Origin of the sequence: Sphingosinicella sp. YJ22 (assembly GCF_011320075.1) — a bacterium.
Classification (GTDB): Bacteria; Pseudomonadota; Alphaproteobacteria; order Sphingomonadales; family Sphingomonadaceae; genus Allosphingosinicella.
In genome coordinates this window covers 1-16498 of sequence record NZ_JAANPA010000032.1, presented here as the reverse complement: position 1 = coordinate 16498, position 16498 = coordinate 1, and the positions used below count along the sequence as shown (strand labels likewise).

The following is a 16498-nucleotide window of genomic DNA, read 5'->3' as shown; positions in this document are numbered from 1 at the left end:
CGCGGGTCGTATCGGCCCCGAAACATTAACGAAATCAAAGGCTTGCGTGACGCCCGCATTCCAATAGGCTGCACTCCCCCAACAACGGCAATCGGCGGTGTACCGGTTGTGACCAGGGAGAGTAGTAATGCCGAAGAAGCGGTTTGAGTTACTCGACTACGACAGCGACAATGGTTTTTCGGGCTTCGGGCTCGATCACCCCCGCGGCATCGACCTGAGGCCGGAAATCCCGCTCAGCACCCGCGACCTGGTCGGCATCGACCTCACCCACACCCGCTATGCCGACGAGGTCGCCTACGCCAAGGGCGGCGGCGGTGGTCCCGGCGGCGGCGGCGGCGGTGGCGGTGGCGGCGGCACGTCCGGCTTCGCGCCCTATACCAGCGGCCCGGCCGACGGCACCGCCGGCTACAACATCACCATCGAGTTCAACGGCAACTGGACTCAGGCCTATTACGACATCTTCGTCAGCGCGGCCAATTTCCTGTCGACGCTGATCATCGGCGACCTTCAGGACGTCAGCGTGCGGTCGCGGGGCGTCACGACGGTGATCGACGACATCAAGATCACCGCCGAATTGGGCGCGATCGACGGCCTGTACGGCATCCTCGGCCAGGCCGGGCCGACCGCGGTCCGCACCTCCAACTCGCTGCCCGCCACCGCGCAGATGAAGTTCGACATCGCCGACGTCGACGCGATGGGCCTCGACGCCTTCGCCGACGTGGTGCTCCACGAAATGGCGCACAGCCTCGGCTTCGGCTCGATCTGGGACCGGCTCGGCCTCGTCACCAACGGCCTGTTCACCGGCCAGAACGCGCTCGCCGAATTTCTCGAGATGGGCGGCTCGGGCTCCGGCATTCCGGTCGAGCAGGACGGCGGTTCCGGCACCGCCGGCGCGCACTGGGACGAGGAGACGTTCAACAACGAACTGATGACCGGCTATATCAACGAAGGCGTCAATCCGTTCAGCGCGATGAGCGCGGCCGCCTTCGCCGACATGGGCTACGTCATCAACCCGAACTACGAGTCGCTCGCCGACCCCTACATGCTCGCCTGATCGGGGCGGAGCGTTCTCGTCAAAATCGGGGAGCGGCCGCTAGGCTGCTCCCCTTTTTGCTCCCCGCGCATGGGGTTGGGCCGGCGGCCGGGTGATGCTAGGGGGCCGCCATGCTCAATTTGAAGGACATCACCGTCCGCCTTGGCGGGCGCACGATCCTTGACGGCGCGAGCGCCGCTCTGCCGCCGCGTGGCCGCATCGGCCTGATCGGACGCAACGGCGCCGGCAAGTCGACTCTCGTGCGCGTGATCGCCGGCCTGCTCGATCCCGACAGCGGCAGCGCCGAGATGCCGCGCGCCGCGCGGCTGGGCTATATCGCCCAGGAGGCGCCGGGCGGGACCGCGACTCCGTTCGAGGCCGTGCTCGCCGCCGACACCGAGCGCGCCGCGCTTCTCGAAGAGGCCGAGCACAGCCACGACCCCGATCGTCTGGGCGAGATCCACGAGCGCCTCAATGCGATCGACGCCCATTCGGCGCCGGCGCGGGCGGCGCGGATTCTCGTCGGCCTCGGCTTCGACGAGGACATGCAGCACCGCGCGCTTGAGAGCTTCTCCGGCGGCTGGCGGATGCGGGTCGCGCTGGCCTCCCTATTGTTCTCCGAGCCCGACCTTCTGCTACTCGACGAGCCGTCCAACCACCTCGATCTCGAGGCGGTGCTGTGGCTCGAGGATTTCCTTCGCTCCTACCCGGCGACGATCGTCATCGTCAGCCACGAGCGCGACTTCCTCAACAATGTCGTCGACCACATCCTCCATCTCTCGTCCGGCAAGCTGACCCTCTATCCGGGCGGCTATGACGCGTTCGAGCGCCAGCGCGCGGAGCGCCAGGCCCAGCAGGCCTCGGCCCGCGAGAAGCAGCTCGCCGAGCGCGCCAAGCTCCAGGATTATGTCGCCCGCAACAGCGCCCGGGCGTCGACCGCCAAGCAGGCGCAGTCGCGCGCCAAGGCGCTGGCGAAGATGCAGCCGATCGCCGCGGTGCTTGACGACCCCACGCTCTCGTTCGATTTTCCGAAGCCCGACGAGCTGCGGCCGCCGCTGATCACGCTCGACATGGCGAGCGTCGGCTATGGCGACACGCCGATCCTCGAGCGGCTCAACCTCCGGCTGGACCCCGACGACCGAGTCGCCCTGCTCGGCCGCAACGGCAACGGCAAGACGACCCTGGCCCGCCTGCTCGCCGCGCAGCTGAAGCCGATGGACGGCGACATGGCCGCGACATCCAAGATGCGGGTCGGCTATTTCACCCAATATCAGGTCGAGGAGCTGCGCAGCGACGACACCCCGCTCGACCACATGACCCGGCTGATGGCGGGCGAGAAGCCGGCGGCGGTGCGCGGTCAGCTCGGCCGGTTCGGCTTCTCCGGCGAGAAGGCGACGACCAAGGTCGGCAAGCTTTCGGGCGGCGAGCGCGCCCGGCTCGCGCTCGCTCTGATCACACGCGATGCGCCCCACATGCTGATCCTCGATGAGCCGACCAACCACCTCGACGTCGACGCGCGCGAGGCGCTGATCCAGGCTTTGAACGCCTATACCGGCGCGGTGGTGATCGTCAGCCACGACCGCCACATGCTGGAGATGACCGCCGACCGCCTCGTGCTGGTCCATGACGGCACCGCGCAGGACTATGACGGCAGCATCGACGATTATATCCGCTTCGTCCTCACCGGCGACGCCAAGCCCGCAACGAAAAGCGACAAGGGCAACAAGAAGGAAGCGCGCCGGCTCGCGGCCGAGGCCCGCGAGAAAGGGGCGACCCTGCGCAAGCAGGCGAAGAAGTCCGAGGCGGAAGTCGCCCGGCTGACCGATCTGCGCGGATCTATCGAGCGCGCGATGTTCGACCCCTCCGGCGCCGACGCCTCGCTCGCCAGCCTCAAGATGAGCGACCTGATGAAGCGCCGCGCCGAGATCGAGGCGAAGATCGCCGAGGCCGAGCGCGAGTGGCTCGCCGCCAGCGAGGCCCTCGAGGCGATCGCCGCCTAGCGGGGCGTCGTTCGCGACCTTCTTGCGCACATCCATCGGCCAGCGGCCCGCCGATTTTCGGCGGGTGCGGGTTTGCGCGCGCCGTGGCGTCTTGCCACGGTCAGGAGTCTGAAAACCCTTCTCCCCAGGGCCGCTCCGAGTCAGCCGCACCCCGCTTCTCCACGAGGCGGGATGCTCTCTCGTGCCTTGGATGGAGAATGATTGAATGAACCCTGTTGCCCGTTTCCCTCGCCGCGCCCCGAAGGCCGCGTCCCTCGGCCTCGTCAGCATGATCGCTCTGGCGCACGCTTCTCCCGCGGCGGCGCAGGACGAATGCGGCCCTGCCTCGGACGGCGGCACCGTGGTCTGCGAAGCCACCGATCCGCCCTACACGAGCATCCGCTACACCGGCGCGACCGATTACGGCGTGGTCCTGAGGTCGGGCGTGATCGTCGACGGCTCGCTTTCCACGGATTTCGATCCGACGGTCCAGGTCGCCGGCGACGGCGCGATCTCCTTCTTCGCGGAGGATGGGACCTTCATCTTCGGCGGAACCGGGCCGGCGCTGGAGGTCCAGTCCGCCTCGGGTTCGGTCAACGTCCGGGCTGACCAGGTCATCGGCAGCGGCGTCGCCATCAGCGCCGGCGCCCAGGGCGACGTCACCGTCGCGGCCAATTACGTCGAAGGAATCAACGGCATCGACACGAGCAGCGCCGAGGGCGCGATCACCATCGACGTCGGCCTTGCCGCCGGCGTCGGCGGCCGCGGCGTCTCGGCGATCACCTTCGGCTCCGGCGACATCGCCATCACCGCCGGCCAGGCCTACGGCGTCGGCGAAAGCGCGATGGCGATCAACGCGACCGCGGTCGGCGACGGCGATGTCGGAATCATCGCCGGCGAGGTCTACGGAATCGGCGACCTGACCACCGCGATCTGGGCGCAGAGCATGACGGGGAACGTCAGCATCGATGCCGTCAGGACCATCGGCGAGGGCTTCGGAGCGCAGGGCATCATCGGCCTCTCCGACACCGGCAATGTCGACATCAACGCCAACACCGTCTTCGTCTCCGGCGACTATGGCCTCGGCATCGGCGGAGTCAGCCGCGGCGACGTCAACATCAACGCCGGCTATGTCTTCGCCGACGGGCTCGAAGGGCGCGGAATCGTCGCCGCGAGCGAGTTCGGCGCGATCACGATCGACGTCGACGGAGTCGGCGCCGGCGGCGCCGGCGGCCGGGCGATCCTGGTCGAGAGCTTCGGCGACGTGTCGATCGTCGTCCGCGAATATGCCGGCACGTTCGGCGACTATGCGGAGGCGATCTCCGTCATCACCAACGGCGACATCGCGATCGATGCCAACCGCATCTACACCTATGGCATCGGCGCGAACGGCATCCTCGCCATCGGCGGCACCGCGACGATCGAAGCGGACGTCATGGAGACGGTGGGGACCGCCATCAACGCCTCGACCATCGGCGACCTCGATGTCGCCGTCGGCAGCGTCGTCTCGACGAGCACCGACCCCGAATATTATGCGATGGGGCTCTATTCCGACCAGGGCGACGTCTCGCTCACCGTTCGGGACGGCGTGACCTCCCAGAACAGCCGCGCCATCGTCGCCTATGCCAGGCTCGGCGACGTCAACATCGACATCGAGGAGGGGGCCGTCGTGTCCGGCGCGGCCAGCGCGATCCAGGCCGGATCGTCGCAGACGACGCGCATCGACATCGCCGGCACCGTGACCAGCGGAAGCGGCCTGGTCCTCGACATCCGCGACAATGACTTCGGGGTCGAGGGCGACAGCGACATCCGAATCGCCGCCACCGGCACCGTCCTGGGCCGCATGTCCTTCGTCGGCGGCGACGACGTCGTCACCAATGCCGGCCGCTTCCTCACCGCCGGCACCAGCCAGTTCGGCGGCGGCGCCGACCGGCTGGTCAACAGCGGCCTCCTCGCCCTTCGCGACGGCGCCGCCACCAGCATCACCCTCGCCGGGCTGGAGCGCCTGGAGAACAGCGGCACGGTCAGCCTGGCCAACGGCCGCACCGGCGACAGCCTGACGCTGAGCGGCACCTTGGCCGGGGCCGCGGGCTCGACGCTCGCCGTCGACCTCGACATCGTCGCCGGCGCCTCCGACCTCGTCGAGGTCGGCGACCTCGAGGGCACCAGCGCTCTTCGCCTCAACATCGTCGGCAACGGCAGCGGGCTCGGCCTCGACGGCCTCCGCGTGGTCAGCTCGGCCGGCACCGACAGCGGCGCCGAGCTCACTCTCGCCGAGGCCAGCCGGAGGCGCGGATTCGTCCAGTTCTCGCTCGACTATGACGGGCAGGACAGCTGGTGGCTGCAAAGCGACCTCAGCGACACCGCCTATCTCGCCGGCGCGATGGCGTCCGGAGTCCGCGACCTGTGGCACTTCGGCGCCGACGCCCTCTCCACCCATCTCCTCGTCACCCGCGGCGGCGGCGAAGCCGGCGGCGTGTGGATGCAGGCGGTCGGAAGCGACGTCGACGCCACCACCGGCCTGTCCCACGCCGGCGGCTCGCGCGACCTCCAGTGGAGCGGTTCGCACGAGGGCGTCCAGTTCGGCGCCGAGAAGGGCTTCGGCCCATGGCAGGTCGGAGTCACCGCCGGCTACGGCACCGCCCGGATCGACCTCGGCCAGGACGAAAACAGCCGCTTCGACGTCGTCAATGCCGGCCTCTACGCCGGCTTCGCCTCGAACGGCTGGTTCGCCAGCGCGATGCTCCGCGCCGATCTCATCGACGTCCAGTCCAACTGGGCCTCGGTCGGGCTCGAAGGCAGCGGCGACGGCACCAGCCTCGGCGTCGATCTCGAAGCCGGCTACCGAGCCGACGTCGGCGGGATCTGGATCGAGCCCGCGGCCGGCCTGTCCTGGGTCCATGTCAGCCTGCCCGACCAGGAGAGCGTCAACGGCGACATCGCCTGGGAGGACGGCGCCGTCGCGACCGGCGAGGTCGGCCTCCGCATGGGCGTCGCCGACGGAGTCCTCGGCCTTCCGGTCCGCCCCTTCCTCGCCATGTCGCTCGCCCGCGAGTTCGGCGGCCGCGATCGGACCGTGTTCGACCTCGGCAGCGAGGAGGTGGTCGTCACCGCCGACGGCGGCCGCACCTACGGCCAGCTCGGCGGCGGCCTCGCGGTCACCGCCGGCCGAGTCGACCTCTATGCCGAGGCCGACGGCCGCTTCGGCGACATCGAGGGCGTCAGCGGCCGCGTCGGCGCGCGCCTGCGCTTCTAAGGCGGCAGGCTCGGGAGGAGGCCGGACCTCCTCCCGAGCCGCGTCCCTCGCGGATGAGCGGCCCTTTGGTGGCCGGCGTCGATTTGCTTACGCAACCGATACGGCTTCAAAACGCTAACAGGGGATGGTCAACGACATCTCCTCGGAACCCTGCTGGACCGTGCAGCGCGGCTCCGGCCCGATCATCGCCACCGCGATCCACGACGGTCACGACCTGCGGCCCGAGGTGGCGCGGGTCATGGCGCTGGACGAAGCCGACCGCCTGCGCGAGGAAGACCCGTTCACCGGGCAGTCGGTCCGCGACGTCGGCACCCATATCGTGGTCCATCGCTCGCGCTTCGAATTCGACCTCAACCGCGCCGCCGCCGACGCGGTCTATGTGAAGCCGGAGCAATCCTGGGGCCTGGAGGTGTGGCAGCCCGGCGCGCCCGACGAAGGGCTGGTGCAGCGCTCGCTCGCGCTGCACGCGGACTATTACCGGATGCTCGGGGCCCTGCTCGGCGAGGTCGCCGAGCGGCATCCCCGCTTCGTTCTGATCGACGTCCACAGCTACAACCATCGCCGTGACGGCCCCGGCGGCGCCGCGACACCGCAGGCCGACGCGCCCGACATCAACATCGGCACCTTCTCGATGCCGCGCGAGCAATGGGCCTTCCTGCTCGACCCGCTGATCGAGGCGATGCGCGGCTTCGACTTCAACGGCCGCCGCCTCGACGTGCGCGAGAATGTCGCCTTCCAGGGCAAGGGCGAGCAGACGCGCTTCGTCCACGCCAATTTCCCGGGCCAGGGCTGCGCGATCGCGCTCGAGTTCAAGAAGTTCTTCATGGACGAGTGGACCGGCGCGCCCGATCCCGCCGAGCTGGACGACATGCGCGCGTTCGTCAGCCACATCTCCGCCACGGCCGAGGAGCTGCTCCAGGCATGACCGATAGCGCGACTCTCTCCGACGCCCCGGCCTTTGCCGCAAAGCTCGGGCAGCGCGGCGAGCTGCGCCAGGCGGTCGGCACGAGCGGCCGCGTGCATTTCGACCGCTACCTCCCGTTCATCGTGCTTCACCGCTCGGCCAGCCCAGGCCGAAGCATCGCCCGGCGGGTCGCGGTCAACAGCCCGGCCTATCTGATCTGGTCGCCCGAGGACGACGCCCTCGCCGCGCAGGCGCTCGCGGCGATCGCCGCGGCGATGTCCCGGCGCTTCGAGCGCTTGCTCGTCCTGACCGTCGAGGACTCGGCGTGGCAGCCGGCGCGTGCCGGCTCCGAGGACCTGCCCGAGTTCCGCTTCCGGGTCGCCGCGTCGCCGGGGGAGCGCGCCCAAGGCGCGCTCGCCGCGCTCGCCAAGGCGCTCGCCGAGATCGAGATCGATCTTCGCCAGGCCTTCGTCGAGCTGGCCGGCGACGCCGGCCCGGTCGACACCGGCGCGAGCGGCGCCGACGTCGACCACCTGTCCATCGCCATTCCGCAGATCCATCGCGCCGGCGACGACACCTTCTATCCTCAAATCACCCACGAGCTCGCCGCGGCGTGCGGCGACGCGCTGCTCAAAGCCGCCTGCGCGTTCATGGCGAAGGGCAAGACCGGCGCCCCCGACCATTATCGCTCGCTCGGTCGAAGCGCCTTCCTCGCCGCCGCGCTGGACGCCGACCGCAAGCTCGACGGAGTCGCGCGAAGCTTCGATTTCCTGCTGTCGGTGTCGCCGATCAACACCCGCGAGGCGATGCAGACCTTCCTCGACGGCGGCGCGCAGCGGGCGCCGCAATTCCGTTACCGGCCGCTGACCGTCGATCCGGACATGGCCAAGCGCGAGCTCTACGCGGTCGACCTGTCGAAGCTGGAGGATCCGCTGCTGGAACGCCTGCTGTCGGAGAAACGGCAGGAGATCGATCACCAGCTGACGATGCTCGCGACGCGCAACAGCCGCGCCTTCCGGGCCGCGTCGCTGCTCCACTACGGCACCGTCACCACCAGGCTGCTCGCCGACGCCCGCGCGATCCTCGCCGCGCAGCATCCCCCGACTCCGCCCAGCCGGCGGATCGGCGCCGCCGAGGTTGCCGACACCGCCCGCGCCCTCGTCGCCAGATACCAGGCGATCGATCCGGGGTTCGCGGCCGAGGTCGAGGTGCGCGACGACGTCGGCAGCCTGATCGTGTCCGGCGGCAAGCTGATGATCGCGAGCAACACCTCGATGCTCGAAAGCCGGCTCGATCCGCTTCTGGCGCACGAGGTCAGCGTCCACCTGCTCACCTATTGCAACGGCGCGGCTCAGGGACTGACCGTGTTCCGCACCGGCCTCGCGCAATATGAAGGGGTTCAGGAAGGCCTCGGCGTGTTCGCCGAATGGGCCGTCGGCGGGCTGACCGCTGCGCGCCTGCGCCTGCTCGCCGGCCGCGTGCTCGCGGTCCACGCCATGCTCGACGGCGCCGATTTCGTCGAGGTGTTCCGGATGCTGTCCGACGACCACGGCATCGGCCGGCGCCCGGCCTTCGACATCACCGCGCGGGTGTTCCGCTCGGGCGGCTTCGTCAAGGACTTCATCTACCTGGAGGGCTTCCAGCACGTCATCGGGCTGGTCGCGTCGGGCGCCTCGCTCGACCCGTTCTGGATCGGCAAGATCGCGCCCGGCCACGTCTCCGCGATCGAGGAGCTGCTTCAGCGGAACCTCATCCGCCCGCCTTTGTTCACGCCGGAATTCCTCGGCCGCGAGGATGTCCAGCGGCGCGTCGCCCGCCTGCGCGACGGACTGGCGCTTCAGAACATACTCGATGTGGAGTGAGTGAGAGATGATGATCGGCTTCTTCGTCAACGACATCGAGCGCGAATATGAGAATTACACCACGACGACGCTGGCCCACCAGGCGGTCAGCCGCGGCCACCGGGTCTGCTATATCACCCCGTCGGACTTCGTGCTGAGCCCGGACGACAGCCTCAACGTGCACGGGCGCTTCCTGCCCAAGCGCAAGTACAAGAGCCGCCTCGATTTCTTCGAGACTCTGAAGGACGACAAGGCGTGCAAGATCGAGCGCGTCGACATGGCGGGAATCGACGTCCTGATGCTTCGCAACGACCCGTCGATCGACGCCCAGAACGCCCCCTGGGCGATGGACAGCGGAATCCTGTTCGGGCGCGAGGCGGCGCGGCGCGGCGTCATCGTCCTCAACGATCCCGACAGCCTCGGCAGGGCCACCAACAAGCTCTATTTCCAGAGCTTCCCGGCCGAGGCCCGCGCCGAGACCCTGATCACCAAGCACGCGTCGGACATCAAGGCGTTCGCCAAGGACCATGGCGGCAACATCATCCTCAAGCCGCTTCAGGGCTCGGGCGGATCCGGCGTGTTCAAGGTCGATCCGGAGAACCAGTCCAATCTCAACCAGATGATCGAAGCGATCGGCCGCGACGGCTACATCATCGCCCAGGCCTATGTCCCCGCGGCCAAGAAGGGCGACATCCGCCTGTTCATGATGAACGGCGCGCCGCTGCAGATTAAGGGCAAGTTCGCGGCGCTTCGCCGGGTCGCGGCCAAGGACGACATCCGCTCGAACATCCATGCCGGCGGCAAGGCGGAGGCGGTGGAGGTCGGCGACACCGAGCTCGCCGTCGCCGAGCTGATCCGGCCCAAGCTGGTCGCCGACGGCATGTTCCTGGTCGGAGTCGACATCGTCGGCGACAAGATCCTCGAGGTGAACGTGTTCTCGCCGGGCAACCTCGAAAGCTGCTCGCGGCTCGCCGGCGTCGACTTCAGCGTGCCGGTGCTTGAGGCGATGGAGCGCAAGGTCGAGATCGCCTCGCAATACAAGAGCGCGTTCGACAACCGCCATCTCGCGATCCTCTGACTCGGGCCTCTGACGCGCTCCCCTGGCGCCGCCGCGGCCGCTGCCGTCACGCGTCGCCCGGCGGCTCGCTCCGCACCCAGCCCGGCGGGATCATCCGGCCCGCCTCGTCCTCGGCCCAGCCCTGCGCGAGCTGCTCCCTGCGGTGCCGGGCGCCGAACGCCTTGAGCTTCTTGTCGAGCAGCGCGATCGAGTCCTCGAACGACATCCGCTTGGGCGCGCCATGGCCCTGGCGCGGCGCCCGCCCCTGCCGCTTCGCCTCCCGCCACTTGAGGAATCGGAACGCCATGTCCGCGTCGAACGGAGTCTCCCCTCCCGCTTGCGGGAGGGGCCGGGGGTGGGGATGGTCCGAAGAACCCGCGCCGTCCCGGTTCTCCGCCCCATACCGGTTCGCCGCCGCCTCCGTCGCCGCGAACGAGTCGAGCCCGGCCGCCGCGAGGTCGCTTCCCATCGCCGCCAGCCGGAACTCGATGCGGATCTCCGCCTCCTCGAGCACCTCCTCCATCGCCTGGGCGAACGCGGTGAATTTGCGCCGCCGCTGCCAGATCGCGCCCTCGGAGAAGCCGACCGACCGCGCCGCCGCCGCGACATTGCCGCACATGCCGAGCGCCGCCAGGAACCGCGCCTCCACTTTCTGCGACCAGCGCTTGGGCCCGGCGGTGACGATCTGAGTCCGCCCGTTCGGCGCCTTGCGGATGACGTTGAATTCGCGCCCGGTGTCGAGCGGCCCCGCCGCCCCGGCGAGCCGCCGCTCCGCCCGCCCCAGCGCCTCGCGCCACTGCCGGTCGAGCAGAGGATCGAACCTTCGCCTCTGGTCCATCAGCCGAGGCTCCACCCCGATCGCCTCCGCCGCCAGCCGCCGGTTCCCGGTCTCCCCCAGCACCTCCAGGAACCGCTCCCGCCGCTCCTGCGACAACCGCATCCGCGGCGCCTTCTCCGGCGCGCGTTTCGCTTGCTCCGCCATGTCCCGCTCCCGCTCTCTTGAATGGAACGGAATAGGAACATTTCCTATTTGTCAAGCAAGGCGGGCACGTCAGCTAAGCGCCCATTGCGGACGACCAATCGCTGTTATCAACACGTTGGGAACGGACATTAGCCGCGACACGCGCCACGCTTCGTGCGAGAGCAGATTTCCCTCTGCGCCGGTTTGGCCGGGGTCGCCGGGATTCGACCCATGACATTGTTCCGTTTACCGTGGGGCTCATCCCAGGATCTGGCTATCGACCTGGGCACCGTGAACACAGTCGTTCACATGCGCGGCAGAGGCATCGTCCTGAACGAGCCGTCGGTCGTGGCTCTGGAATGGGTCAACGGCATCCGGCGCGTCGCGGCCGTGGGGCAAAATGCCAAGCTGATGATGGGCAAGACCCCCGACGGCATTCAGGTCGTCCGCCCGATGCGCGACGGCGTCATCGCCGATCTCGACGTCGCCGAGCAAATGATCAAGTATTTCATCGACCAGGCTCATGGTGGACCGTCGCGCCTCCCGCGACGGCCGGCAATGGTGGTGTGCATCCCTTCAGGTGCCACGTCGGTGGACCGCCGCGCCATCCGCCAGGCTGCCGACAATGCCGGCGCGTCGAAAGTCCTGCTGATCGAGGAGCCGATGGCGGCTGCGATCGGCGCGGGATTGCCGGTGACGGAGCCGCTCGGGGCGATGGTCGTCGACATCGGAGGCGGGACCACCGAGGTCGCGGTCCTGTCGCTTCAGGGTCTCGCCTACAGCACGTCCGTCAGGATTGGCGGCGATAAGATGGACGACGCGATCACCAGCGCCGTTCGCCGAAAGCACAATCTGCTGATCGGTGAGGCGACAGCAGAGAGGATCAAGCACGAGATCGGCACTGCGCTAACGCCGGATGGCGCGCCTCGGACCTTGCTGGTGAGAGGGCGGCATCTCTCGTCCGGGATGCCTCAGGAAATCGCCATCGACCAGGTCGAGGTGGCACAGGCGCTGGCCGAACCAGTCAGCCAGATTCTTACCGCAGTGCGATCTGCGCTCGAGAACACCGCACCGGAACTGGCGGCAGATATAGTCGATCAAGGGATCGTGCTGACGGGAGGAGGAGCGCTCCTCCATCGCCTAGACGAAGCTCTGGCCCTGTCCACGGGCGTCCCGGTCATGGTGGCTGCAGATCCTCTCCTTTGCGTGGCTCGGGGAGCCGGCCAAGCGCTCGAGGATTCCCGATATGCCGGCGTGCTCACCCCCACCTGATATATTGGGGGCCGGTTAGTGCGAGTCGGCGCCGACGATTCGAAACCCTAATCTTTCGCGGTCGATGGCAATTCTGCTTCCGAGCCCCCACATTATATCTATCGCGTGCGATCTCACGAGCATGGCCGCGACTGAGAGATGATTTGCACTCCCGCTCAAGGATGGAGGCGGAAAGTGGACATCTCCTATCAACGACCATCACCGGGCCATGCCGCACCGGAATTTTTGCCCTATGTGGCCCCTGCCGATCGGCAGCGCCGCCGCCGACGGCAGGCTGCCTTGGAAAGATGGGAAAATGAGGGCGGGAACCTACTCGTCGCCCGTCTTCCGACGCCGACGGGTCATCGGTCTACTACGGAGGCTGACGCTCTTGAAGCGGCGCTCCGCGATATGACGCAGGCCCTGGCTCGCGACTTTTCCGAAGGACGGGTCGGAACACGCTACAATCGCTATGCGCACCGCTCCCGCGTGCTTCGCCAACTTACGGCCCGTCTGCTCGCCATGCGCGATCCGGACCCTGCAGCATAGCCTGAAGGGAGGCCATGGCTCGGGTCGCCACGACCTGCGTGAGTGAGGGGCCTCAGAGCAGCCAGCGATACAGGATCACCATCGTCGGCAGTGCGACGATGAATGCCGCCAAGCCATAGTTGATGGCGGCTATATGAGACGTCAGAGCTATGTTCGTGGCTATGTTCATGAAAAGGATAACGCGTTGGCGACATGATTTGCCCCAGACAAATATGCCGACCCACCTTGAATTATTCTATGGCTGTCTATTCCGGACCTAATACGCGTTGCACGAATAATCTGTTCAGGTGAGCGACATCTGACAGGGCGCCAAGTGATTTCAGACGCCCGGGGGGCGTTCTTCCAGGAGAATTCTAATGAACAAGTTCATCGCAACGATGGCAGCCGTTTCGGCATTGGCCATCGCCGCACCGGCGGTCGCGCAGCCCGGCTATGGCGGCCAGCAGCAGAACGACTATCGCGGCGGCAACGCCGATGTGAACCTGTCGGCCCGAATCGACCAGCTCCAGATGAGGCTGCAGGCCGGAGTCCAAAGCGGATCGATCACGCGCCGAGAAGCGAGGCCTCTTCGTCAGCAGCTGCGCCAGCTTACCCAGCTCGAGCGCCAATATGCCCGCAACGGCATCAGCGGTCAGGAGCGCGGCGAGCTTCAGCGCCGAATGCGCGACCTTCGCCAGGGAATCCGCCGCGCCGACGGTAACGAGCAGGCGCGCTGGGACCGCTATGACCGTGAGGACGGCTATGGCCGCGACGGCCAGTGGAGCGGCGGCTACGTCGACGAGGGCCAGTATCAGCAGCCGCGCTCGGGCCTCGGCGGAGTGATCGACAGCGTGTTCGGCGGCGGCGGCCTGAGAGTCGGACAGCGCGCATCGAGCGGGCTCTACGGTCTCCAGGGCCGCTATCGCGATCAGTATCGCGACGGCAACGGCGCCTATTACCGCACCGACGGACGGCAGATCTACCAGATCGACGCCCGTACCCAGACGGTGGTTCGCGTCTATCCGATGAACCGCTGATCTTCGTGAGAGTGAAGTAGCGTAAGCGAAGCGCCCCGGCATGTTCGCCGGGGCGTTTTGGATCAATGAGCGGTCGGCCAATGGGTCCTGCTAGGCGTCTGCGAACTCTGCCGAGTAGCAAAATGTTCAACGGGCGCATGGGTTGTAACCCCACACTCTCCCTCATCGAGCGGTGACGCCTGCTTTCGCGCACCGCCGCCCAAAGCAGACAGCCCACTTATGGCCAAAAGCAGCCGCTCTCGACCTCTCAGAAGGCTAAATATGCAGGGCCCGCCCGTACGCCCCCAGCACGCTCTCGTGCATCATCTCGCTTAGCGTGGGGTGCGGGAAGACGGTGTTCATGAAGTCCGTCTCGACCAGCTCCGCCTGCTTGCCGACCGTATAGCCCTGGATCAGCTCGGTCACTTCCGCGCCGATCATGTGCGCGCCGAGCAGCTCGCCGGTCTTGGCGTCGAATACCGTCTTGATGAAGCCTTCCGCCTCGCCGAGCGCGATCGCCTTGCCGTTGCCGATGAAGGGGAAGTTGCCGACCTTGACCTCGTGGCCCGCTTCCTTGGCCTTGGCCTCGGTCAGGCCGACCGACGCGACCTGCGGGTGGCAATAGGTGCAGCCCGGGATGTTGGCCTTGTCGAGCGGGTGCGGATGCACGTCCTTGTTGCCCAGCGCCTGGGCGATCGCCTCGGCGGCGGTGACGCCCTCGTGGCTGGCCTTGTGCGCGAGCCACGGCCCCGGCGCGCAGTCGCCGATCGCCCAGATGCCGTCGACATTGGTGCGGCCATAGGGGTCGATCTGGATGAAGCCGCGGTCGGCCTTCACGCCCAGCGTCTCGAGGCCGATCGTCTCGGTGTTGGGGACGATGCCGATGGCGACGATGACGTGGCTGAAATCGCCGGTCACGACCTTGCCGTCCTTGCCCTTGATGCTCGCCTTGACGCCCGACGCGCCCGCCTCGATCTTCTCGACTCCGGCGCCGGTCATGATCGTCATGCCCTGCTTCTTCAGCGCCTTCTCGAGGAAGGCGGAGACGTCGGAATCCTCCACCGGCACGATCCGGTCGAGCATCTCGACCACCGTCACCTCGGCGCCCATGTCGTTGTAGAAGCTGGCGAACTCGATGCCGATCGCGCCGGAGCCGATGACCAGCAGCTTCGATGGCATCTCCGGCGGCACCATCGCATGGCGATAGGTCCAGATGCGCTTGCCGTCGGTCTTGGCGAAGGGCAGGTCGCGGGCGCGGGCGCCGGTGGCGACGATGATGTGCTTGGCGCTGAGCTCGCTGGTCTTGCCGTCCTTGTCGGTGACCGACAGCTTGCCCTTCCCGGTCAGCTTGCCCTCGCCCATGTGGACGGCGATCTTGTTCTTCTTCATCAGCCCGGTGACGCCCTTGTTGAGCTGGGCCGCGACGCCGCGCGAGCGCTTCACCACCGCGTCGAGATCCGCGCTGATCCCTTGAGCCGCGAGGCCGTAGGCCGAGGCGTGCTGCATATAATGATAGATCTCGGCCGAGCGCAGCAGCGCCTTGGTCGGGATGCAGCCCCAGTTGAGGCAGATGCCGCCGAGCAGCTCGCGCTCGACGATCGCCGTCTTGAGCCCGAGCTGCGCCCCCCGGATCGCCGCGACATAGCCGCCAGGCCCCGAGCCGAGGACGATGAGGTCATATTGGTCAGCCATTACGCGATCATCCCGAGCGGGCTTTCGACGAGTTCCTTGAACAGCTTCATCAGTCGGGCGCCGTCGGCGCCGTCGATGGCGCGGTGGTCGAAGCTTCCGGTGGCGCTCATCACCGTCGCGATCTGCAGGCTGTCGTCGATGACGTAGGGCCTTTTCTCGCCCGCGCCGATTGCCATGATCATCCCCTGGGGCGGGTTGATGACGGCATCGAAAGACTTGATGCCGAACATCCCCATGTTCGAAATCGACGCGGTTCCCCCTTGATATTCATGGGGTTGCAGCTTGCCTTCCTTGGCCCGGCCGGCGAGCTCGGCCATCTCCCTGGAGATCGCGCTGAGGCTCTTGCCGTCGGCGCCGGCGACGATCGGGGTGATGAGGCCGCCCGGGATCGACACCGCCACGGAAATGTCGGCGCGGCTGTACTTGATGAGCTGGTCCGCCGTGAAGCTGACGTTGCACTCCGGCACCTCGACGAGGGCGACGGCGAGCGCCTTGATCAGCATGTCGTTGACGCTGAGCTTCACCCCGCGGCTCGACAGGCCCGCGTTCAATTCGCCGCGTAGCTTTAGGAGCGCGTCGAGGCGGATGTCGACGGTGAGATAGATGTGCGGGATCGTCTGCTTGGCCTCGGTGAGGCGGCGGGCGATCGTCTTGCGCATGTTCGAGAGCTTGACCGCCTCGTGCGGGATGTCGGTCTCGAGCGGCGCGGCCGGCGCGGCGGCCGGTGCGGGAGCAGCGGCGGCAGCGGCGGGGGCCGCCTTCGGCTTGCCGGCGGCAGCGTCGACGTCGGCCTTGACGATGCGGCCGCTCGGGCCCGAGCCGGTCAGGCCGGAAAGATCGATGCCCTGCTGTTCGGCAAGGCGGCGCGCGAGCGGCGACGCCTTGACTCGGTCACCCGTGGCGGCAGCCGGAGCGGGCGCAGGAGCCGGCGCGGGCGCAGGGATCGCGGGCTGGCCGGCGCCGGTCTCGCCGCCATCCTT

At 67.8% G+C, this 16498-nt stretch carries 11 protein-coding genes; 8 read left to right on the top strand and 3 right to left on the bottom strand.

What is annotated here, in order from left to right; all coding sequences use genetic code 11:
- The first annotated feature begins 127 nt into the window (after positions 1-127).
- The 6 genes from G7B71_RS11585 to G7B71_RS11560 all read left to right on the top strand — a co-directional run bounded on the left by G7B71_RS11585 (position 128) and on the right by G7B71_RS11560 (position 10091).
- Entirely contained in the window at positions 128-1054 is a 927-nt protein-coding gene (locus G7B71_RS11585) for a leishmanolysin-related zinc metalloendopeptidase (protein ID WP_166041033.1), read from the top strand.
- Between the two features lie 110 nt (positions 1055-1164).
- Positions 1165-3033 carry an ABC-F family ATP-binding cassette domain-containing protein gene (locus G7B71_RS11580; RefSeq protein ID WP_166041031.1) on the top strand — a complete coding sequence of 623 codons (1869 nt, stop codon included), beginning with the start codon at positions 1165-1167 and terminating at the stop codon, positions 3031-3033.
- A gap of 205 nt (positions 3034-3238) precedes the next feature.
- Positions 3239-6268: a hypothetical protein gene (locus tag G7B71_RS11575; protein ID WP_166041030.1), complete on the top strand. Its 3030-nt coding sequence runs from the start codon at positions 3239-3241 to the stop codon at positions 6266-6268.
- 124 nt (positions 6269-6392) lie between these two features.
- Positions 6393-7193, top strand: a complete 801-nt coding sequence (locus tag G7B71_RS11570; protein WP_166041028.1) for an N-formylglutamate amidohydrolase — start codon at positions 6393-6395, stop codon at positions 7191-7193.
- Entirely contained in the window at positions 7190-9034 is a 1845-nt protein-coding gene (locus G7B71_RS11565; protein ID WP_166041026.1) for a tyrosine/phenylalanine carboxypeptidase domain-containing protein, read from the top strand. Before G7B71_RS11570 ends, G7B71_RS11565 begins: the two co-directional genes overlap by 4 nt.
- 7 nt (positions 9035-9041) lie before the next feature.
- Positions 9042-10091, top strand: coding sequence for a glutathione synthetase (locus G7B71_RS11560; RefSeq protein ID WP_166041024.1), 1050 nt, complete (start codon positions 9042-9044; stop codon positions 10089-10091).
- Between the two features lie 46 nt (positions 10092-10137).
- Here the strand turns inward: G7B71_RS11560 and G7B71_RS11555 are convergent, their stop codons facing one another.
- On the bottom strand, positions 10138-11052 hold the full coding sequence (locus G7B71_RS11555) for a hypothetical protein (RefSeq protein WP_166041022.1): 915 nt from the start codon (positions 11050-11052) through the stop codon (positions 10138-10140).
- Positions 11053-11262: 210 nt separating this feature from the next.
- Here G7B71_RS11555 and G7B71_RS11550 point away from each other — a divergent pair, with 210 nt between their 5' ends.
- Together G7B71_RS11550 and G7B71_RS11545 are read left to right on the top strand one after the other, a co-directional pair.
- On the top strand, positions 11263-12303 hold the full coding sequence (locus G7B71_RS11550) for a rod shape-determining protein (protein WP_166041020.1): 1041 nt from the start codon (positions 11263-11265) through the stop codon (positions 12301-12303).
- Positions 12304-13187: 884 nt separating this feature from the next.
- Positions 13188-13847, top strand: a complete 660-nt coding sequence (locus G7B71_RS11545) for a DUF4175 domain-containing protein (protein WP_166041018.1) — start codon at positions 13188-13190, stop codon at positions 13845-13847.
- Between the two features lie 255 nt (positions 13848-14102).
- Here the strand turns inward: G7B71_RS11545 and lpdA are convergent, their stop codons facing one another.
- Together lpdA and G7B71_RS11535 are read right to left on the bottom strand one after the other, a co-directional pair.
- Positions 14103-15518, bottom strand: a complete 1416-nt coding sequence (gene lpdA, locus G7B71_RS11540; protein WP_166041016.1) for a dihydrolipoyl dehydrogenase — start codon at positions 15516-15518, stop codon at positions 14103-14105.
- Positions 15518-16498, bottom strand: a 981-nt coding sequence (locus tag G7B71_RS11535; RefSeq protein WP_166041014.1) for a 2-oxo acid dehydrogenase subunit E2, incomplete at its 5' end; no start/stop codon positions are given. The genes lpdA and G7B71_RS11535, both read right to left, overlap by 1 nt.